23 protein-coding genes and 1 tRNA gene are annotated in these 20,417 nt (G+C 63.3%); 17 read left to right on the top strand and 7 right to left on the bottom strand.

The window, feature by feature from the left end:
- Nucleotides 1-17: 17 nt before the first annotated feature.
- Both cueR and GRI40_RS13005 read right to left on the bottom strand, forming a co-directional pair.
- Nucleotides 18-452, bottom strand: a complete 435-nt coding sequence (gene cueR, locus GRI40_RS13010) for a Cu(I)-responsive transcriptional regulator (RefSeq protein WP_082837498.1) — start codon at nt 450-452, stop codon at nt 18-20.
- A complete protein-coding gene (locus GRI40_RS13005; protein WP_160611948.1) occupies nt 449-2,983 on the bottom strand; it encodes a heavy metal translocating P-type ATPase in 2,535 nt (844 codons plus the stop codon). The genes cueR and GRI40_RS13005 overlap by 4 nt, the downstream gene beginning before the upstream one ends.
- Nucleotides 2,984-3,122: 139 nt before the next feature.
- On the opposite strand from GRI40_RS13005, the gene GRI40_RS13000 reads away from it, so the two are divergent.
- From GRI40_RS13000 to GRI40_RS12970, 7 genes are all read left to right on the top strand, one after another.
- Complete coding sequence (locus GRI40_RS13000; RefSeq protein WP_237489179.1) at nt 3,123-3,326, top strand: heavy-metal-associated domain-containing protein; 204 nt, start codon at nt 3,123-3,125, stop codon at nt 3,324-3,326.
- A 168-nt stretch (nt 3,327-3,494) separates the two neighbouring features.
- Nucleotides 3,495-3,920 carry a four-helix bundle copper-binding protein gene (locus GRI40_RS12995; RefSeq protein ID WP_237489178.1) on the top strand — a complete coding sequence of 142 codons (426 nt, stop codon included), beginning with the start codon at nt 3,495-3,497 and terminating at the stop codon, nt 3,918-3,920.
- A 155-nt stretch (nt 3,921-4,075) separates the two neighbouring features.
- The gene (locus GRI40_RS12990; protein WP_160611946.1) at nt 4,076-4,501 is read left to right on the top strand and encodes a hypothetical protein; all 426 of its coding nucleotides are present in this window, start codon (nt 4,076-4,078) and stop codon (nt 4,499-4,501) included.
- A 31-nt stretch (nt 4,502-4,532) separates the two neighbouring features.
- Complete coding sequence (locus tag GRI40_RS12985) at nt 4,533-4,868, top strand: hypothetical protein (RefSeq protein ID WP_202390353.1); 336 nt, start codon at nt 4,533-4,535, stop codon at nt 4,866-4,868.
- A gap of 85 nt (nt 4,869-4,953) precedes the next feature.
- On the top strand, nt 4,954-6,783 hold the full coding sequence (locus tag GRI40_RS12980) for a copper resistance system multicopper oxidase (RefSeq protein WP_160611945.1): 1,830 nt from the start codon (nt 4,954-4,956) through the stop codon (nt 6,781-6,783).
- Nucleotides 6,780-7,973, top strand: coding sequence for a copper resistance protein B (locus tag GRI40_RS12975; protein WP_237489177.1), 1,194 nt, complete (start codon nt 6,780-6,782; stop codon nt 7,971-7,973). Before GRI40_RS12980 ends, GRI40_RS12975 begins: the two co-directional genes overlap by 4 nt.
- A 227-nt stretch (nt 7,974-8,200) precedes the next feature.
- The gene (locus tag GRI40_RS12970; protein ID WP_160611944.1) at nt 8,201-8,563 is read left to right on the top strand and encodes a hypothetical protein; all 363 of its coding nucleotides are present in this window, start codon (nt 8,201-8,203) and stop codon (nt 8,561-8,563) included.
- Between the two features lie 360 nt (nt 8,564-8,923).
- Here GRI40_RS12970 and GRI40_RS12965 read toward each other — a convergent pair whose 3' ends face one another.
- The 3 genes from GRI40_RS12965 to GRI40_RS12955 are packed head-to-tail and all read right to left on the bottom strand — an operon-like array spanning nt 8,924 to nt 10,633.
- Complete coding sequence (locus GRI40_RS12965; RefSeq protein WP_160611943.1) at nt 8,924-9,391, bottom strand: YybH family protein; 468 nt, start codon at nt 9,389-9,391, stop codon at nt 8,924-8,926.
- Between the two features lie 33 nt (nt 9,392-9,424).
- A complete protein-coding gene (locus GRI40_RS12960) occupies nt 9,425-9,961 on the bottom strand; it encodes a DUF411 domain-containing protein (protein ID WP_160611942.1) in 537 nt (178 codons plus the stop codon).
- A 21-nt stretch (nt 9,962-9,982) separates the two neighbouring features.
- Nucleotides 9,983-10,633, bottom strand: a complete 651-nt coding sequence (locus GRI40_RS12955) for a DUF2231 domain-containing protein (protein WP_237489176.1) — start codon at nt 10,631-10,633, stop codon at nt 9,983-9,985.
- Nucleotides 10,634-11,044: 411 nt separating this feature from the next.
- Between GRI40_RS12955 and GRI40_RS12950 the strand changes: the two genes are divergently transcribed.
- Nucleotides 11,045-11,662 carry a calcium-binding protein gene (locus tag GRI40_RS12950; protein ID WP_160611941.1) on the top strand — a complete coding sequence of 206 codons (618 nt, stop codon included), beginning with the start codon at nt 11,045-11,047 and terminating at the stop codon, nt 11,660-11,662.
- Nucleotides 11,663-11,995: 333 nt separating this feature from the next.
- Here GRI40_RS12950 and GRI40_RS12945 read toward each other — a convergent pair whose 3' ends face one another.
- Nucleotides 11,996-12,211 (bottom strand): hypothetical protein, encoded by a 216-nt coding sequence (locus tag GRI40_RS12945; RefSeq protein ID WP_160611940.1) that lies wholly within the window; start codon nt 12,209-12,211, stop codon nt 11,996-11,998.
- A gap of 502 nt (nt 12,212-12,713) precedes the next feature.
- Here GRI40_RS12945 and GRI40_RS12940 point away from each other — a divergent pair.
- From GRI40_RS12940 to GRI40_RS12900, 9 genes are all read left to right on the top strand, one after another.
- On the top strand, nt 12,714-12,866 hold the full coding sequence (locus tag GRI40_RS12940; protein WP_160611939.1) for a hypothetical protein: 153 nt from the start codon (nt 12,714-12,716) through the stop codon (nt 12,864-12,866).
- Nucleotides 12,863-13,306, top strand: a complete 444-nt coding sequence (locus GRI40_RS12935) for a periplasmic heavy metal sensor (protein WP_160611938.1) — start codon at nt 12,863-12,865, stop codon at nt 13,304-13,306. Before GRI40_RS12940 ends, GRI40_RS12935 begins: the two co-directional genes overlap by 4 nt.
- Nucleotides 13,303-13,884 carry an RNA polymerase sigma factor gene (locus GRI40_RS12930; RefSeq protein WP_160611937.1) on the top strand — a complete coding sequence of 194 codons (582 nt, stop codon included), beginning with the start codon at nt 13,303-13,305 and terminating at the stop codon, nt 13,882-13,884. Before GRI40_RS12935 ends, GRI40_RS12930 begins: the two co-directional genes overlap by 4 nt.
- A gap of 301 nt (nt 13,885-14,185) precedes the next feature.
- Nucleotides 14,186-15,013, top strand: coding sequence for a DUF305 domain-containing protein (locus tag GRI40_RS12925; RefSeq protein WP_237489175.1), 828 nt, complete (start codon nt 14,186-14,188; stop codon nt 15,011-15,013).
- 204 nt (nt 15,014-15,217) lie between these two features.
- A complete protein-coding gene (locus GRI40_RS12920; protein ID WP_202390352.1) occupies nt 15,218-15,829 on the top strand; it encodes a hypothetical protein in 612 nt (203 codons plus the stop codon).
- A complete protein-coding gene (locus GRI40_RS12915) occupies nt 15,826-16,557 on the top strand; it encodes a PepSY domain-containing protein (RefSeq protein ID WP_160612102.1) in 732 nt (243 codons plus the stop codon). Before GRI40_RS12920 ends, GRI40_RS12915 begins: the two co-directional genes overlap by 4 nt.
- A 399-nt stretch (nt 16,558-16,956) precedes the next feature.
- Nucleotides 16,957-17,454 carry a DUF305 domain-containing protein gene (locus GRI40_RS12910; protein ID WP_237489174.1) on the top strand — a complete coding sequence of 166 codons (498 nt, stop codon included), beginning with the start codon at nt 16,957-16,959 and terminating at the stop codon, nt 17,452-17,454.
- Between the two features lie 739 nt (nt 17,455-18,193).
- On the top strand, nt 18,194-18,571 hold the full coding sequence (locus GRI40_RS12905) for a hypothetical protein (RefSeq protein WP_160611936.1): 378 nt from the start codon (nt 18,194-18,196) through the stop codon (nt 18,569-18,571).
- Nucleotides 18,572-18,904: 333 nt separating this feature from the next.
- The gene (locus GRI40_RS12900) at nt 18,905-20,206 is read left to right on the top strand and encodes a coiled-coil domain-containing protein (protein ID WP_160611935.1); all 1,302 of its coding nucleotides are present in this window, start codon (nt 18,905-18,907) and stop codon (nt 20,204-20,206) included.
- Between the two features lie 120 nt (nt 20,207-20,326).
- Here GRI40_RS12900 and GRI40_RS12895 read toward each other — a convergent pair.
- Nucleotides 20,327-20,401 (bottom strand) — tRNA-Gln (locus GRI40_RS12895).
- Between the last annotated feature and the right edge of the window lie 16 nt (nt 20,402-20,417).

Raw genomic sequence — 20,417 nt, 5'->3', positions numbered from 1 at the left:
CTTCATGGGTCCGAAGCCTAGGACTTATCGAGGACGGTGGCGCCAAGTTCGACGTAGTCGCCACTGTCGCCGGCGAGGTCGCTGAGGATGGGACAATCGGGCCGATCATCGCCATGACAAGCGCGTGCGAGATCCTCGAGCGAGCGTCGCATCGAGCGAATCTCCGCCTCCCTGTTTCTGAGTTCCCCGGCCCGTGCGAGCGCGACCGACTTGACGTCCGCGCTCGAACGGCCGCGATCTTTCCACAGCGCCAGCAGCTGCCTGATCTCCTCGATCGGGAAGCCGAGGTCGCGAGCGCGGCGGATGAACCGCAGCATATGAAGGTCGCGCGCGTCATAGTCGCGATAGCCCGATTCCCGTCGCGGCGCCTTGGGGATGAGTCCGATCGCCTCGTAATGACGGATCATCCGCTGGCTGACCCCCGACTGCTTCGAAGCCTGGCCGATGTTCATGCTGTAGCTCCTGCGGTGAGACCATATTTGCCATGGCCGATTACCGGGCGGAAACGCTTCAGGCGAAGGGCATTGGCGAGCACGAACACGCTGGACAGAGCCATCGCGCCCGCGGCGAAGACCGGCGAGAGAAGCAGGCCATAAGCGGGGTAGAGGATGCCGGCTGCGACCGGGATCAGCGCGATGTTATAGGCGAAAGCCCAGAACAGATTCTGCCGAATGTTGCGGATCGTCGCCTTGGAAATGGCGATCGCGTTCACCACCCCGCGCAGGTCGCCGGACATCAGCACGACATCGGCCGACTCGATGGCAATGTCGGTCCCCGTCCCGATCGCGACGCCGATATCCGCCTCCGCAAGCGCCGGCGCGTCGTTGATGCCGTCGCCGACAAAAGCGAGCCTGCGCCCTCCCTCGCGCAGTTGGCGAATGGCCTCGACCTTGCCTTCGGGGAGCACCTCCGGCACCACCTGGTCGATGCCGAGCCGGCGAGCGACCGCTTCGGCCGTGCCGCGATTGTCGCCGGTGATCATCGCGACCTTGAGGCCGAGGCGATGCAGCGCCGCGATCGCTTCGGGAGTCGTTTCCCTGATCGGGTCCGCCACGGCAATGGCGGCCGCAATCCGCCCTTCCACCGCAGCGTAAAGCGGCGTCTTGCCCTCGCCCGCGAGGCGGGCGGCCTCGGCGGCGAACAGGCCCACATCATGGCCGAGCCGCGCCATATAGCGGTCGGCCCCGACCTCGACGAGCCTGCCCTCCACGTCCGCGGAAACGCCAAAGCCCGGGAGCGTCTCGAACGACCGCGGGGATGCCACAGAAAGGCCGCGCTCACGCGCCGCTTCAAGGATCGCCTCGGCGATCGGATGCTCGGATCGGGATTCCACAGCAGCAACCAGCGCAAGCACCTCGTCGTGCGAAAAGCCCGGCGCCGGCGCAAGGTCGGTGAGCGCCGGCCGTCCTGCGGTGAGGGTGCCGGTCTTGTCCAGCGCCACCACCTCGACATCGCGGAGCGACTGCAGCGCCTCTCCTTTGCGAAACAGGATGCCGAGCTCCGCGGCGCGACCGGTTCCGACCATGATCGAGGTCGGTGTCGCGAGGCCCATCGCGCACGGGCAGGCGATGATCAGCACGGCCACGGAGTTCACCAGCGCGAAGGTGAGCGCCGGCGACGGCCCGAGGACGAGCCAGACAAGGAAGGTGAGCGCCGCCACGGCCATGACGGCTGGCACGAACCAGCCGGTGACCTTGTCGACGAGCGCCTGGATCGGCAGCTTGGAGCCCTGTGCCTGCTCGACCATGCGGATGATCTGGGCGAGCAGAGTATCCGCCCCGACCTTGGTGGCGCGGACGCTGAACGCGCCCGTCTTGTTGATCGTCCCTCCGACCACGTCTGTGCCCGCTGCCTTGGCTACCGGCACGGGTTCGCCGGTGATCATGCTCTCATCGACATAAGACGAGCCGTCGACCACCTCTCCATCAACCGGCACCTTCTCGCCAGGACGCACCTGGACGATATCGCCGCGGCGGACGTCCGCCAGCGGCACCTCCACCACTGCACCATCGCGCTCGACGCGGGCGGTCTTCGGCTGAAGGCCGACGAGCCGCTTGATCGCTTCCGAGGTGCGGCCCTTCGCCTTGGCTTCGAGATAGCGGCCCAGCAGGATCAGGGTCACGATGACGGCGGCTGCTTCATAATAGACATAATGAGTGCCCGCGGGCAGCAGCCCCGGAGCGAAGGTCGCCACCAAAGAATAGGCCCAGGCTGCGCTTGTGCCGATCGTCACCAGCGAATTCATGTCTGGCGTCCCGCGCAGCAGCGCCGGAACGCCCTTTCGGAAGAAGCGAAGCCCCGGTCCGAACAGCACGATCGACGCCAAAGCGAACTGAGCGAGCCAGCTCGCCTGGATGCCGATGGTCCCCATCACCAGCCGATGAATTGCGGGCACGAAGTGCGAGCCCATTTCGAGAATGACGATCGGCAGAGTGAGCAGTGCCGCGATCAGGGTCGAACGGCGGAGGCTGGAGATCTCCTGGTCTCGGGCAGCACGGTCGCGATCGACTGCCCCATCATCGGCGATGATACGCTTTGCCTCATAGCCTGCGCCCCGGACTGCCGCCTCAAGGTCTTCGATCGAGGCGATGCTGCCCCGGAAGAGGACACTCGCTCTGCCGGTAGCCAGGTTCACGGTCGCGGTGGTCACTCCGGGCACTTTCAACAGAGCGCGTTCGACGTGCGACACGCACGAGCCGCAGGTCATGCCCTCCACGGCCAATTCGACCTGTTCCGCGGGAACCTCATAGCCCACCCGTTCGATCGCTCCGACGACACCGGCGACATCGACCGCGTTCTCGAACGCGATCTCGGCCCGGCCGGTGGCGAGGTTGACGCTGACAGTACGAACGCCCGGCACCTTCCCGACCGCCTTCTCCACGCGCCCCACGCAGGAGGCGCAGGTCATGCCGGCCACCGGCAGCGTGATGCTGCCGCCCTGGCCGCCTTTCGCCCCCGGGCGTGCGAGTGTCTGAACGTCCATGTCTTGCCTCCTCTTGCGAGCAGACCCTCATATGCGCCTTGACATGATGTGAAGGTCAAGAGGCGAAAAAGCTATCATGGTCCCTTGACCTTGACACGATGTCAAACCCCACATCGCTGTCATCGAATAAAGGAGAAGAATGATGATGAAGTTCCGTGTTGAAGGGATGACCTGCGGCGGCTGCGCCCGAGGTGTCACCAATGCCATTCGAGCGATCGATCCAGAAGCCGAAGTGGCAGTGGACCTTGCTGCCAAGTCGGTCGCGGTCCGCTCCAACGCCTCCGCCGATCGCATACGCAGCGCAATCGATGAGGCAGGCTATCGCGCGGTCGTCTCCGATTGACCATTTTCCGGAGGCTCTCCGCCCCCCTCCTGGAACTTTCGGCTAAGCGGATCGTCTCTCGTGCAAGGCGCCCGCACACTGCGTGCCGGAACAATCCGACTCAGATAGGATCGTGCGAGCAGAGGGACGTCGTTTTAGTGGAGAAGACCTATGCACCATATGCATCCGATGATATCGGCCCATCCGGACGTACGCGGGAACACGAATGACGCGCTGATCCAATGCATCGAGGAATGCTATTCCTGCGCGCAGAGCTGCACCTCCTGTGCCGATGCCTGCCTCGCCGAAGATATGGTCGACAAGCTTCGCCAATGCATCCGCCTCAACCTGGACTGCGCCGACATCTGCATCGCCGCCGGAACGCTCGGCGCGCGGCGAACTGGCAGCAATGAGCAGGTGATCGTCGCCACCCTCTTAGCCTGCGAGGCCGCCTGCCGTCGCTGCGCCGAGGAATGCGAGCGGCACGCGAGCATGCACGAACATTGCCGGCTCTGCGCCGAGCACTGCCGGCGCTGCGAACAGGCCTGCCGCCAAGCCATCGAGTCGATCGACGTGACGATGGCTTCCGGCACAGAGAAGCTCATCAGTGCTTAAGCTACCTGCGACGGCACAAAATGATGCGGCGTCGTGCGCGGCCTGCTCGGGCTAGCTCCTGCGACGTAGTACCCGGCCTTTGCAGAGATCGCCGCGATAGACGCCCGCTGCAGCGGATTCCGAGTTTCATCCATCGCGTGTCGGGCTGCCCAATCGTGGAGGATTTCTCCGATTCCCGCTCGGGGCTGCTGAAACTCGCGCATTCATTGAAGGCTCGTTTGAACGACTTATATTCGACCCGCATGATGCGCTTCGTCTCGTCCCTGCTGGTGGCCCTGGCACTGCTTTTCTCCCCGCTGGCGATGTCAACCGGTGGAGCAGCCGCCGCGTCGGACGGTACGCCCGCGGTGATGACGGCCAATAACCCCTGCGCCGGGCCAGCGGCTCCCTCCGAAAATGATCATTCGAATGCTGCGTTCAGCTGCGCGATGATCTGCGCGGCCGTCCCCGCAGCCGAGACGGTGACGCGAGAACCGCTCTCGATTCTGCAAGGCAAGCCAGCGGTGCTTGCCAGCCAGATATTAATTGGTGTGGCGCCTGAGGGTGAATCGCCTCCGCCGCGTATGACTCCAGAGATTTGAACTGCAACTCAATCTATCTGGAGACTGACAAATGAAAATTCTTCTGACTGCGGTCGCGCTGACGATCGCCTCTTCCGCCCTCGCGCAGGCGACCGACCCGCATGCCGGGCATAAGATGGGCGAAATGAATAAGATGGGCGAAATGAAGATGAGCCCGGATGCCATGAAGGCCCATTGTGACAAGATGGGCGCCAAAGGACACAAGATGGATGGCCACATGATGGGCGGGATGAAGATGAGCCCCGATGCCATGAAGGCCCAGTGCGACAAGATGAAAGCCGACGGTCGCAAGAAGGGCGGCCAAGGCATGCAGGACGGGAAGGCAAAGACCGACCCGCATGCCGGACATGACATGAGCTCGAAGTAAAGAGCTCCGGGGAGACGGTGCCTGCACCGCCTCCCCTTTTCTTCCACGCCATCCGAGCTCCGTCGGAGCCGACAGGATTTCAGAAATGCACCATCTTATCGAACGGCGCGCGCTTCTCCGCGGGGGAGCGATCGGGGTTGCGGGCCTGGGCCTGTCGGGCCTGTTCCCGGCCTGGGCGCAGAGCGGCTCGGCGGGCCTCGCGCCTGCAATGCCGACACTGTCGGGCGACGATATCCGCCTGACGATCGGGCAAAGCGACTTCACCGTCGGTGGCCGCAGCGCCCACGCCATTACCATGAACGGCGTTCTCCCAGCGCCGCTTCTCCGCCTCAAGGAAGGCCAGAACGTCCGGCTGCACGTCCAGAATACACTCGATGAGGACACATCGATCCATTGGCATGGCCTGATCGTGCCGTTCCAGATGGACGGCGTACCCGGCGTCAGCTTTCCCGGCATCAAGCCGAAGACGACCTTTCTCTATGAGTTCCCGATCAGGCAGTCGGGCACCTACTGGTATCATAGCCACTCAGGTCTGCAGGAGCAGCTCGGACATTATGGTCCGATCGTGATCGATCCGGCCGATGCCGATCCGGTCGCTTATGATCGCGAGCATGTCATCGTGCTCAGCGACTGGACCTTCCTCCATCCCCACCAGCTCGTCGTCAAGCTCAAGCAGGAGGGCGGCTATTTCAATCGGCAGAAGCAGACGCTGGCCGGACTGCTGCGCAAGGGCGATCCGGAGGAGGCCATGTCGCTGGCCGATCGCCTGATGTGGGGCAAGATGCGGATGGACCCGACCGACATCGCCGACGTCACGGCCTCCACCTATACCTACCTGATCAACGGGCATGGGCCGAAGGAGAACTGGACAGGCCTGTTCCGTCCAGGCGAGCGTGTGCGACTGCGTTTCATCAACGCCGCCACGATGACGATCTTCAACATCCGCATTCCGGGTCTTCCGATGACGGTCGTCAGCGCCGACGGCCTGAACGTGCGGCCGGTCACCATCGACGAATTCCAGATCGGCAACGCCGAGACCTACGACGTCATCGTCGAGCCGACCGAGGATAGGGCCTTCACCCTCGTGGCGGAATCGATCGACCGCTCCGGCATGGGGCGCGCGACCCTTGCGCCGCGCTTGGGGATGACCGCAGCGGTGCCGCCGCTGCGGCCGCGCCCGACTCTGACCATGAAGGACATGGGGATGGGCGGCATGGATCATGGCTCGATGCCGGGCATGGACCAGAATTCGATGCCGGGAATGGACCACAGCGCTCACAGCGCTGCCACTGCAGCTGGTGCTGCCGCGTCCATGGGCGGCATGGATCATGGATCTTCCGGTTCGATGGCCGGCATGAACATGCGCGACAAGTCCAAGGTGCCGCCGACGGTGAAGGTAGGCGTCGGTGTCGACTCGATTGCAATGGCACCTGTCGATCGGACCGGTGATCCGGGGCTTGGTCTTGAGGATGTGGGCCACAGGGTTCTCACCTATCGGGATCTCATGTCGCTCACGCCCAATCCTGACAAGCGGCCGCCGACGCGCACCGTCGAGGTTCACCTGACGGGCAACATGGAGCGCTTCATGTGGTCGTTCGATGGCGAGAAATTCAGCGAAGGCGTGGAGCCGATCCGCTTCGAGCTGAACGAACGTGTCCGGGTGGTCCTGATCAACGACAGCATGATGACCCACCCCATCCACCTGCACGGCCACTTCTTTGAGGTCGTGAATGGCCACACCGGAAGCCACCCGCTGAAGCATACGGTGAACGTGCTGCCAGGTGCGAAGCTCACCTTTGACCTCACGGCCGACGCGCCCGGCGACTGGGCATTCCACTGCCATTTGCTGCTCCACATGCATGCCGGCATGTTCCGCGTCGTGACCGTCCGCCCGCTGCAGGGAGAGGCAGCATGACCCGCACATTGATTCTGCTCACCGCAACGGCATTCGCCGCACCAGCACTGGCGCAGCACAGCGGCCATGCGCCTTCGACACCTGCAACCACGAAGGAAAAACCGGCGGATCCTGGCGTGCCCACTGCTCCACACGGCGCGCCCGCAGGGGCAACCGGATCTTCGGCTCAGTCGCCTGCTGGTCCTGCCATGTCGGAGCAAGCCGATCCGCATGCGGGACACGATATGCAGGCCTCTCCGCCTGCATCCCCAATAGCCGACCCGCACGCCGGCCATCAGACTGGTACTCAGCCAAGCTCGCAACCTGCATCCGATCCGCATGCCGGCCACGACATGCCCGATATGCCGACGCAAACGGATCCGCATGCCGGCCACGCCATGCCCTCATCCGAAGCAGATACTGGCTCTGCAGCACCGGGGCATGAGCCCGGCGTTCCCGATCCGCCGGTTGAACCACCGCCAGCCGCTGCGCTGAGCGGCCCCCGCAACGCGGCCGATGCCGTGTACGGGCCCGAGGCGATGGCCGACGCGCGCGAGATTGCGCGACGCGAACATGGCGACATCATCACCTACAACGTCCTGATCGACCAACTGGAAGCTCGGGTGACCAATGCCCGCGACGGCTACTTCATCAACGCGCAAGGCTGGTATGGCGGCGACATTGACCGGTTATGGGTCAAGACGGAGATCGAGTCCGACTTCGGGAGGAAGCCCGAACAGGCAGAGGTCCAGCTGCTCTGGAGCCATGCGCTCGATCCGTGGTTCAATCTGCAGACCGGCGTCCGCTACGACTTCGAGCCGAGTCCGAGCCGTGCGCACCTGGTCGCGGGCATACAAGGGCTCGCCCCTTATTGGTTCGAAGTGGATGGCGCGTTTTTCCTGTCAGAGAAGGGTGACGTCACCGCGCGCTTCGAGGCCGAATATGACCAGCGGATCACGCAAAGACTGATCCTGCAGCCGCGCGCGGAAATCGACTTCGCACTGCAGGATGTGCCGGAGATCGGTGTCGGCTCGGGTCTCTCGAAGGCCGAAATAGGACTTCGTCTCCGCTACGAGCTGGTCCGGGAGTTCGCGCCCTATATCGGCATCGAATATAATGAGACGTTCGGCGATACGGCCAAATTCGAACGTGCCGAGAACGGAGATGTCTCTCATTTCAGCTTTGTCTTTGGCGTGCGAGCTTGGTTTTGAGACGAACAAGGAAAGCTTCACGATTCTCCCTGCTAGCGCCGCGGCGACCGTCTTGGGGGAGAGCCGCGCGTACTACATCGTGAGGCTTTTCTAGGGGCGATGAGCGATGTGGGTGAACCTCGGCTGCAACAACATGATCGCTCTCGAAAGGTCCGTCACTTTCGACACGCGGCGTCGAGTCCGGCAGGCGCATCGGTCCTGAGTTAAGGGCTCTAAGGAGATAAGGCATGGACGATCAATCCGACATCGATCCGGTTCGGGCTGCGGCGCATCGCCGCGCCATCGGTCGATGGGAGAGTGAAGGCGGGTCCTCGAACGACTGGGTTCATCCACAAGAGCCGACGACGGTAGTCGGCGCCATCGGCGATGCGGAAGATGGGAACATCCGCGTGCGCCTGATCGCGCTGGAGAATATTATCGTTGCGCTCCTGGCGGAGGCTCCACAGAGCCAGTCCGACCTGGTCCTCGAAATGGCGCGCTACATCTCTCCGAGAGCCGGAGCTACGCCGCACAGGCTCACGATCGAGGCCGGCCGCAACATGATGGCGCTCGTCGAACGCGCAGCGCATTATCGGCAGGAGAAGATCTGACTCTTCCTCCGGCGACCCTCGACCCAAGCCTTGTCGCGGTGGCGGTGCGGTCGAAGCAGAAGCGCTGATTCCACGTCTTTAGAGACGTCACGACACGCGAGCTAAGGCCATCCAAGTGGGCAGAGTCGGCCATGGCGTGATCGGGCACCGTGTCGTGGGTGCAGTCGAGCTTCAATCTGACATGGTGCTTGTCGGCGTCGCCGATCGCGCGACCGGGCCAGTCGCGCAGCTAAGCAGGCGGAGAATCCCGCCGTTCGCGGCGACCAACGATGCTTGAGTGCCGAGCGATACGCACGAAGGCTCGTGATGGGATTGAGTCTGGAGCAGCGGAGCGCGCGTCATCATGAGCCGGTAAGATGCCTACGAGCCTTTGGGGCGCCGCGCCGAATTGTGCATGCTGAGGATCTTCCAGCTGCCGCCTACCTTCTTGAGGACGCTGGTCGCAACGCCAAGTCGCTCCGCCGGCTCACCGGTCTTGGGTTCGATCCTGTAGCGGTAGGTCTCGGTGGCCAGCGCAATTGGCCCCTCGAACCGCACGTCCACCTTATAGTCGTAGAATTTGAACGATTTGAAATGGCCGAGTTCAGGCCCGAGATGGTGGGAGAGATAGTTGGCGTAAGTGCCTTCTACGCCTCCTGTCTCGAAGATCCTTGAATCGGCAGTGAACAGCATTTCGGTTCCGCCCGCGTCGAGTCTCTCGATCGCTGACTTGTACCGCGCAAGCACGGTCTCGACCGCCTGCCGATCCTGCGCGGGGTTGATAGGCTGGGCGTGCGCCGCCCCTGCGCTCACGAGAACGGCAGCGAGCGCGATGTGCAAAGGCTTCATAGATGGTTCTCCAATCTGGGCGTGACGGCTGCTTCAGCCCTTGTAGATCGAGGTCCCGCCAGCATTGTCGAAGGCGATCACCTGAAACGGCTCGACGGACCCGTCCGGCACCTCCATGCCGGGCGAGCCGACCGGCATTCCGGGCACGGCAATGCCCTTCACGCCCGCTGGCCGTTCGCGGAGAAGCCGGTCGACCTGGTCGAGCGGTACGTGCCCCTCGACCACATAACCGCCAACTTGGACAGTGTGACAGGAGGCGAGCTGTGCCGGAACGCCGAGCCGCTGCTTGACGGCCGGCATGTTCGTGTCATCGAGCAGCGTGACCTTGTAGCCCGACTCCCCGGCGATCCGCGCCCAGGCTTCGCAACAGCCGCAACTCGGATCGCGATACACCGTCATCGCTACTTTCTGTCCCCCGGTCGAAGCCTCGCTTGTGGAGAAATTGCCGGTCTCCGCCACCGTGTCGGCGGCGCGAGAACATCCCGCAGCCACGAGGCCACTGAGCGCCAGTCCACCCAAAATCAGGCTGCGGCGGGAGGTCATGTGACCGGGAGCTTGTTCGATATACATGAGAGGTTCCTCTTCGACCTTCTAGAATGCCATGTGGCTCATGCCGCCGTGCATGAAGCTGCCGCCGATATAACCCTGAATCGCGATCGCCACCGTCATCCCGCCGAGCAGCGCCCAATAGACGGTGCGCGGCTTTTCTGGCGCTCGGCGTGCCGTTGCTGACAGATACAGCAGTAGGAGCCCGGCGACCGCAATCGCAGTTCCGAGCCACCGGTGGACCATCAGGACCGAATTGCGGTCGGTCATGTAGAACCCGCCCGCGAACCACCCGAGCAGGGCTGCCGCCACGGCGCCGACCGCACCGACGATGAGCATGACATGCGTGGCTTGCCCATAATCCCGCTTGCCTCGCCACAGCCCGAACAGCTCGACGCCAAGCGCACCGACAAACATCGCGATCGGGAAGTGCACAACCAGGCTATGGAGCCGGCCCAGCCAGCTCATCAGCCGTTCGCCGAATGTCTTGCTGCGCTCGGCCGCTTGGGCATGTTGGTCCATCGCCTCTCCATTAGCGACTGCCATATTGGTGTGCGCGTCCGCCTCCGACGCCTTCTCTATAGGGGGAACGTTCGCCACCTCGACGGCGGGACCGGGGCCCGCTCCAAGCTCATCATGATTTTCGTGCGCCGACAATGGCGCCCCTGCCACAAGGCCGAGCAGCGCGACCGCCATTACGGCCGCTCGAAAGCCACGCTGAACAAAGCAATACATTCATTTTCTCCGGTTTCCTCCTTTCCATACGCACGTCGTGCGGCGCTCCCTCATCAATAGGGGCAGCAATGCGAGAACGGATGATCCTCCCAAACCCTCCGTTTACCGCACCGGCCCTTGCGGCATAAGGGCAACGAATTGGGTGCGCGTAAATGCCTGAGGGCGGCTTGGAGAACGTCGCCGCATCACCGGCGGCAGGACAAGGAGCCCCAGAGATGTCGAGATTTCACCCGGCCGGAGCGGAACGCAAGCCAGACGCCGCCTTCCATCGGTGAGGAGACGATCAATCGCGGCACCGCCCGATCATTCGACGCGCAGGCGGACGGCCTTCTCCGCGACGGCGGCCTCACGTTCGACTTCGATAGATACAATATGATCGTCGGCAGTGACCGGGCCGACGCACCGGCGGGCACAAACCGCTGGGACCATTTCTTCGGCCGCGGCGGGAGCGACCGGTTCGATGGCGGTGCCGGCGATGATGTGATCCAGGGCGACAAAGGCGACGATCTGCTTTCCGGCGGCGACGGCTCGGACTGGATCGATGGCGGGGATGGCGCCGACCGACTGATGGGCGGTCTGATGGCGGACATGCTGAACGGCGGCAAGGGCAATGACCATCTCGACGCCGGCGCCGGTCACGACATGCTTGAAGGTGCCGAAGGCAGTGACAGGCTGATTGGCGGAGCGGGGGCGGATGCCTTCATCGTCGACCGGACCAGCGGCAATGACGTCGTGCTCGACTTCACGGCCGGCCCCGGGTCGTTCGACCATGTCGCATTTCTGGACATCAGTGCCGACGAGCTCATCATCATCGATACGGCCGCGGGTGTGAAGATCGCCTGGGACGGTGGCGAGGATTCAATCCTGCTGAAGGGCGTGTTCAAGGATGATCTCGTCCAGGATGATTTCATGTTCAACACGGGTCCGCAATTCGTGCCCGGCATCAGCACGCAGGGTTCAGAATATATCGATCCGGGTTTCTTCCTGTAGCCATATGCCGGCTCGCAACCCGCAAGGGAGAAGGCGCACAGCATAGCGGATCATCCTAGGTGCGGCAGGATCGTGAGCAGCAATGCTGACCTTTGATCCCGCCGCACTGCCTCTGCGCGACAAGGCCGCGCAGGTCCGATCTGCGCCCGATGGCGAGCAGTCCTGCCGGGCCACGCTTCGGAGGGACTCCATCCCAGGATCGGAACAGAATCTTGCGGGATGCACGGACGGCCAGCTGGATATGGCAGGAACATTGCGTCGGGCGCAGTTTTGCGGCAGCCTCTGCATCGGTTCCAAATTTTTTCGTTCACTGTCTCGCGAGCGGGATTGAAGCTATTCGTGCGCTATGGGCCCAGCGCCGCGCTCATCGCTGACCTGCTCAATCGCATCTGCTGGCCCAGCCTCGCTGCGTTTCTGCGTCAGCCGCTCCAGATACAGCTCCGACAGCGCATAGTGGACGGCCACAACCTCTGGTCGCCTCGCCTGCTGCGCCAGCCCGATCTCCTGCTCTGCGCGCCGTTCCAGATATTCAAGATCGTCCTGCGACACCGCTTATCTCACCTGGATCATCCCTTCTGCTCAGTCATACGCGGCTGACTGGTAAATCCCTCACAAGCCATGCCGTCGACCAGAGCCCCCACCCAAGCTGCCGGTGCTTCGCTCGACGGGTCGGAACAGCCTCCTCTCACCGGTAGCCGCGCCTCGCGACACCGCCCCCCCCTTCTTCTGCCGCGATACCAAAGTGCCAGGCGGAGCTCGCTCCTGCCGCGGCATCTTCTCCTCACTGGCTCCCGATCAAGACTCGCCTTCCGCGGCTTCGAGGGCCGGCAGGGGCGCCCTTGCGTTCACGCGCCCTTAACGCTCAGATCTGAGGGATGAATTGCTGGCGTGCGTATTGCTTGATGCAGGGCCGGAGGTAAGAATGACAAACGATATAGATGAAAATCTCAAGCGATTAACGGCCGCCCCGGTTTCAGGCCGGCTTGCCGGGCTGGAGGATAGCGTCCTTGAGCGCGTGGCGGGCTATAACTTCGCTGCCCATGAGCTTCCCATGAGATTTCGCGTCGCCGCCATAGCCGCAGCGCTGGTCCTCGGCGTCGTTGGCGGAATGGTGCCGACGGAGCGGGCGGAGGCCGTGGGGCCCCTCTCGCCTTTCGGTGCGACGCAGTTTGCACCTTCCGCCTTGCTGGCGCCGCTGCGGTGACCCTCGGCTCCAGACGTCTCTGGTTGCTTGCCGTAACGGCGTTCCTGGCAGCATTGGCGGGCGTTCTCATCGGCCGCAGCATTTCCGATCCACGTCCGGAGCAATCGAGCGCGCTTCATGAGCTGCTTCACGAGGAGATCGGCCTTGATGGCCGGCAACTCGACCAGATCGAGCAGATCGAGACAGATTTCGCCATCCGCCGGCGCGAGCTCGAGCTTGAGCTGAGAGCCGACAATGCGAGGCTCGCGGCGGCGATAGAAGCGGAGCATGGCTATGGGCCGCGCGTGACGGCGGAAATCGACCGTTCGCACCGCGCGATGGGGGAGCTGCAGAAGGAGACGCTGAGGCACATCTTCGCGATGCGCGCAGTGCTGCGCCCCGACCAGGCCGAGAAATTCGATCGTGCGGTGGTGAGAGCCCTGACCGCCGATGCGAAATGAAATGCTCCCCGGAAGAGTGCACCGACGGAGACCTCGTGGCGCTCACCCGGGCCGGAAGGCAGGATGCATTTGCAGAGCTCATGCGCCGTCACAAGGAGCCTCTCTACCGGCTCATCCGCGGCCATATTGGCGATCCGGAGGAGGCGGTCGATCTCGTCCAGGATTCCTTTATCTCGGCATTCAAGGCACTCGATCGTTACGATCAGACGCGGCCGTTCCGCGCCTGGATGGCGCGGATAGCCATCAACAAGTGCCGGGATTGGGCGCGACGCCGTGCAGTGCGAAGGCTGCTTCTCACAGCGGCTCCGCCCGCCCAGGCGGCAGAGGTACCGGATCCTGCGCCCGGCATCGACGATACCGTCGGCGACAGGCAGGAACTGGAACGGCTCTGGCAGGCCATAGCCGACCTGCCGCGCGCTCTGAAGGAGCCACTTATCCTGCGAACCATCGACGGCCTTTCGCAGGCGGAAGTCGCTGCACTCCTGCGGATCAGCGGCAAGGCGGTGGAAACGCGCCTCTATCGCGCACGGCGCAGGCTTTCAGCACTGCGCGACGTCGATCGGGAGCTGCCTCGCTAGCATGGGAGCTGGCCTTGCTTGTGTCGCCGGTGCAAGGGGCGGCCTTATTCCCGTGCTCAGGTACAGGTGCGTTATGATCTCAGCAGCGATGCCACGATGGTGAGGAGTCGCGCATATCCTGCGTATGCATCTTGCAATACGGAGCCGAGCGAAGTTGAGTGACTGACCCTGACATCCACCTTCGGGGCGCGCGTGGTCGCTGGACCCCAGCCAGTGATGGCTGGAGCTGCACGTCCCCTGCGAACTACCCCTTCCTCGACCATCACGACGTCCAAAAGCAACGCCAACAGGAGAGCCTGAAATGAGAATATGGCATAAAGTGCTGACCGCAAGCGCGGCAGTGGTTCTGGCGTCCGCCTGCTCCCAGGAGGCCGAAGCACCCGCCAACCAGCAGGAAAGTGCAGATGCGAATGCAATGATGGCAGACCCAGCCAACCCATATGCCGAAGCTGAGATGCAGATGAAGGAGCGGATGGCGGCGGCTCTTGGCGCCAACCCTTCCGAGACATGGCTCCGCAAGATGATCGAGCATCATCGCGGCGCGATCGCCATGACTGAAGTTCTGGAAGCGGAGGGCGGCGATCCGCAGGTGCTCGAAAAGGCTCGCATGTCGGCGGACAAGCAGCGCAAGGAGATCACCGAACTGGAGCGGCTCCTGGGCACGGGCGCCGCCGCGGCATCAGGAGGCGAGAATCCCTACGCCCAAGCCGTCGAACAGATGCACCAGCGCATGATGGCGGCCAATGGCGCGAATCCCTCCGAGACCTGGATGCGCAAGATGGTCGCGCATCACCGAGGCGGGGTCGACATGTCGAATGTGCTGCTCGAGCTCGGCGGTGACCCCCGCATTCTCGAAAAGGCACGGATGACCGCAGCCGATCAGGCGAAGGAAGCGGACGAGCTGGAGCGGATGCTGCAGGGCGAGCAAGTCGGCGCCGCCGCCGCCGCCCCCGCTGCCCCCAAGGCGACGCCTGCCACTGCCGCTCAGGCGTCGGTCCCTCAGCGGACTGAGCCCGCCGCTAAGGCGAAGGCGGAAGCGCCGAAGGCCGCGGCGAAAGCTCCGGCGGAGCCGGCAGCCGACCCCCACGCCGGCCATGATATGAACAACATGAGCAACATGTCGCACTAGGCGCATCGCGTCAGACCGGAGGCCGATCTCGGCTTCCGGTCTGTCTGCGCTCGTCCCCAAGTGACCTGCCGATCTGGCTTCTTTCCCGGATAAGGGACACTGAAACTGGCTATTCGTCTACCGCTGCTTGCCCGACGCATCCATAAATGGCTGGCGCTGTTCGTCGGGTTTCAGGTGGTCATCTGGACCCTGAGCGGGCTTTACATGACCGCCATCCACATCGACATCATCCACGGCGATCATTTTATCCGGAGGAGCGAGCCTCGCCCAGTCGGTGCTTCGTTGCTCGCCGATCCGGTGGCTGCTGCCCGGTCGATCCCCGAAGCCGAGGCCGTCAAGCTCCACTGGCTAGAGGACAGGCCCACTTACATCGTGACAGCTGGTAGCCGGAAAGTCTTGCTGGATGCACGATCGGGATCGCCCTTGCCGCCCCCGGACCGAGATCAGATACAGCGACTGGCAAACCACTGGTTCACAGGCGATGAGCAGCTTGCGAGCATTACACTGATCCACGACCTGCCGTTCGAGGTCCGGGGCGCCAGAGGGCCACTCTGGCGGGCGGAGTTCGACGGCTGGAACAAGCCGACCCTGTACTTCTCGCCCGGAACGGGGGAGCTCGTCACGCGCAGGCACGAACTGTGGCGCCTCTTCGACTTCGTCTGGATGCTCCACATCATGGATTATGAGGAGCGCGAGAACGTCAACAACTGGGTGCTGCGCACCTTCACCTGGGCGGCGGTGGCAATGGCGCTGTCCGGTGCGTGGCTGCTTTACTACCACCTGCCGAAGCGCCGGCGGCGGAAGGCTCGGTCATGAGGTTATCGCCGCTCTTCTTCAGGCGCGTCCATAAGTGGATCGGCCTCATCCTCGGCCTGCAGTTCGTGATCTGGACGATCAGCGGCGCGGTGATGGCCGTGCTCGACATGAACGCCGTCGCCGGCGGTCCGCCACCGCCAAGAACTGAGGCCATCGGCCTGCCTGCCAGCAGCGGTGGCTGGCCGGTCGTGCAGCGCACGCTCGGCACAGCGTCAATCACGTCGCTGACAGTGCGGCCCCTGCTGAACGATCATGTCTTTGAAATAGTCACGCCTGCCGGCACCCGCTTATTCGACGTCAGGACCGGCACTTCCGTGCAGGTGGACGCCGCTTTAGCCCGTCGCCTTGCCGAAGCGAGCTACACAGGCAGCGCAGCCATCAGGAATGTTGAACTTCTGTCCGAGCCGACCTTGGCGATCCGGGAGCATGAGGGTCCAGCGTGGCGCGTGGATTTCGCTGACGAAAGCAACAGCAGCTTCTACATCTCGCAGGCGACGGGGAGGCTCATCGAGCGCCGAAACGACACCTGGCGCATCTGGGACTTCGTCTGGATGCTCCATAACATGGACTATGTGAACCGGACTAGCTTCAATCACCCGCTGATCATCACCGTCGGCTTCGGCATCGGCTGGCTTGCGATCACCGGCTTCTATCTGCTGTTCAAGACCAGCTGGAGGCCTGAGGCGCGGTTGCTGGCGAGACTCAGGCAACCTGACAGACAGAACTGATTTGCAGGATTCCAGACTTCCTGTTGAGGATATCCAGGCCGGATCGCCGAAAGCTGCTTACCTGCGTCGGCGCCACACTTGGTAGTGGCTCCCAGGCCGCAGCCTATTGGACTTGACGCAAAAGCTCTGGCTCCTCTGCCATGTAGCTGCGCGTGATCGGCACCGACTGTAGCGGAAGTGCTGCACCTGGACGCTGACCATGCCGCCGTGGCGGACGATGGCTGGCACATCGGCTACATGGAATTGCCGCATCCGGAACAAGGTACCATCGTAGCGCGCTTCAATTTCTCCGATCGGCTGCCCGCACCAAGGACGGCAGACGGCTTTGGAGGGCGAATGTCGCCGCCGTCACGTCGATCGCGCGCGACATCGATCATCTAATGTTCTGAGGAGAGACGCATGCAACAGGGACACGAAGGTCGGGGCGGTATGAGCCAGCAGATGATGCGCAAGCACTACATGTTGTTCGGGCTCAACATGGTACTGAGCACGATCATCATGTATCTTGTGATGTTCGAGATGATCCGCGGCTGGGGCGAGTTCGTCCATAACATCAACTTCTTCTACATGGCCCTGACGATGGCGATGCCGATGGGCGTGCTCATGCTGTGGATGATGGGGTCGATGTACGCGAACAAGCGGCTCAACCTCATTCTCTATATTGCCCTCGCTGTCGTATTCGTTCTCGCGTTCGCTGCAGTGCGGACGCAGGCGCTGGTCGGGGACAAGCAGTTCGCGCGTTCGATGATCCCGCACCATTCGGGCGCAATCCTGATGTGCAAGGAATCACAGCTCCAGGACGCGGAGCTCCGGGACCTCTGCTTCAAGCCCGACGGCATCATCGCTTCTCAGGAGCGCGAGATCGCGGAAATGAAAGCCATTCTGGAGCGACTGTAGCTCGGTAGGGCGCGACTTTTCTACGGCGCTGGCAATTTCACGTGAAGGCGTGGCTCGCCGGGGCAGCTCCAGGATAAGGGCAGCGTCAGGACGCTGGATGGCCGTCGCGCATCGTCACAGCAGGCCATGGGATTGATGAGCGCGGACGGTGTCTGATGAAGGCCATCGAAGCACCCGGCATTCAACTGAGCTTCCGCCAAAACCAGACCACGAGGAACACGATCTGGAGGCCCCGCAGGATGGCAGTCCTCCCAGCTCGAATACCGCCGCGCACGCGGCCGCGCCGGAAGCGTTCATGCGCTTCTTTCCGGCTGCGGGCTTTCCCTGACCGCGAAAGCGAGCCCGAGAGCCCGGTCGTCCCGGGCGAGCGCTCTGCTTGCGAGCATGTTGAAGGGGGTGTGAAGACACAGCCGTTGGCAAGCGAGAGCGACCTGCCTCCAGCAGGTCCGCGCGAGTTGCCACTCGTCAGCAAGGAGAAAGCCGATGAGGCGTGATCCGACGCTGGCGAACACGGCTGTGTTTTCGTCTCCACACCTCTGTCTCGATGACAGCGGTGTGGAGAACCGACCCCTTCAGACGGGCTTTCCCCTGCCCGGGAAAGCCACGGTCCGCAGCGGCGAGCGAGGACCGTTGGGGGCTTGGGGGGTGCTCCCCCCAACACGCCTTTTTCCAGTCAGGAAAAAAGAAGAGCGTGTTCTTCTTTTTCTCAACGGACCGCTGAGCGGCGCGCGAGGCTGCCATGAAAAAAAGCGCCGTCGCCGGCGTGGCAGGCGCAGTCCCCATCTACCAGCTCACCAACAATGACCTGCGCAAAGCGGAGAACCACGGAAAGCGCCTCGACGAGACTTCCAAGGCGCGAGCGATCTACGATGCTCCGCCCGTCACCACCTCGGGGCTTGAATTGCGGACGCTGTTCCGGGCCCACATCAAGGGGGCCTTTGTTCCGAAGGCGAAAGCCAAAGCAATGCACGTCATCATCCAGTTCCCCAAGCAATTGGTCGATGGCGAGAACGCTGAGTACATGCTGCACCATGCCCGCCGCTTTTGCGAGCGGGTGTTCGGGACGGACGCCATCTTCGCCGATCGTGTCGATCGTGATGAGAGGGGCGACACGTAGTCGACGCGTTCGTGGCGCCGAAATACATCAAGACGACCAAACATCAGGCAAAGCTGGCGGTAACGATGAGCCGCCACTTGAAGGACCTGGCCGTGAGATACGGCCAGGATCCAACCCCTCGCGGTTCCGCGCTTGCGCTTCAGGACGCACTTTTCGAATATTTCCGGGATGAGATGGGCCTGCAAGGCGTAAAGCGCGGTGCCCCGAAGCTGATCGCCGGCCCTGACTGGAGGTCGGCGGAACAGCTTCGCGACGCCGAGCTCACGGAGAAGGAGCACGCCGCCCAGGAGCGCAGCCGCGAACTGGTCGCTCGTGAGGCCGCCGTGACAAAATATGGAAGCAGCCGCTCGGGCCGCCAGGGAAGCAGCGGACGAAGAACGGGCCGAGACAACCCGTCCGCGAGACAAAGCCGCGGGCGATGCCGCGGCTGCCGCCGCCGCGCGCGAAAGTGCCGAAGCCGCAAGAATCGACGCCGATTCGAAGTCGCAAGAAGCGACCGCCCGCCTCGAGGCCGCCCGACGGCGAGAGGAAGAGCAGGCCGCTCGGCTCGGCGATCTGCGACGCCGCGCCGATGAGGCGCGCGCGGAGGCCGAACGAGCCCAGGCAGAGGCATTGAAGGCAAGAGCCGACCGCATCAAGGCGGATCTCGAAGCTGTTGCCGCCCGGACCAAGGCAAGCGAGGATCAATTCGCGGCTAGTCGCGCACGCCGTAACGCTGAGGATTCGCGCAAGGCCGCCGATGCACTCCTTGCCTCGGTGATGGCGGATAAACGCAGGCTTGATGAGGAGCGATCGGTGCACGTGGCGCAGCTCGCCCTGCTTGCCCGCGCATCCGATGACCAATCAGGACTCGACCTGCGGACAAACGCAACGACCTTCACCCTCAACTCGAACCGCATGACCCCCGAGGAAAGCGCCGCCTTCCGTAGCCCTTGGTCGGCAGGGCTCAATATCATCGCCCGAACCCTCGCGATTGCGCTGGAGCGTATTCGCGCGTTGAAGGATCGACTGGCTGCCCGGGAAACGGAACTCGAAAAGCAAAAGCGGGACGCGGATGCTCGGGACGCGCGACTGCGCGATGAACGCGAACGCCACGCGAGGGATGTCGAGGGGCACCGTGCCGCGCTCCGTCTGTTGGATCAGCAACAGGTCGACGTTACCGAGAGGGAGAAGCGCGCGAAGGATGCGCTGGCTGCGGCTCGCGGGAAGGCAGATGAAGCGGCAGCGGTCGAGATTGCCGCCCGCTCAGCCTTGGCGGACCATCAGCGTTGGGTGATGGTGGTGAACGCGCTCAGCCCATTCCCCGACGGCACGAGGATCATGGGCGATCGCATCGTGGCGAATCCTTCGGTGGTCGCGAAGCTGACGCCGCCGATGGCCGCATTTAGCAAATTGCCCGCGCCGGATTGGGCAAGAATGGTGGTGGCGGAGCGCTTCGCAACGGACCAGGAGCGCCAGAAGGCGCAGTCCGCGGCTGTTGCGCTGGAGAAGATGCTGGGAGAGGCGCGGACTGTCCTTTCCCCAGCGCAACAGCAGACCGTGGCGCAGGCCAGACAGGTGATGCGGCAGCACGGGTTCCCAGACCCGGGGTGGGGCTGTGAACAGCAAAATTGCAAGATGACCTTGCCTCGATAATGCGGCCGATTCATGGTGCCCGAATCGAGACCACGAGAGGGTGCCACGGCAAGGTGCCACGCGGTTTTGACTCGCTGAGAAACCGCTGTTTCTTCAAGCGCTTGAACTGATTCAGAAAACTGGCTGGGGCGGCAGGATTCGAACCTGCGAATGCCGGTACCAAAAACCGGTGCCTTACCACTTGGCGACGCCCCAGCAGCGACGCGTCCCT

The organism is Tsuneonella aeria, from assembly GCF_009827495.1.
Lineage (GTDB): Bacteria > Pseudomonadota > Alphaproteobacteria > Sphingomonadales > Sphingomonadaceae > Tsuneonella > Tsuneonella aeria.
This window is presented reverse-complemented; position numbering and strand designations above follow the sequence as displayed.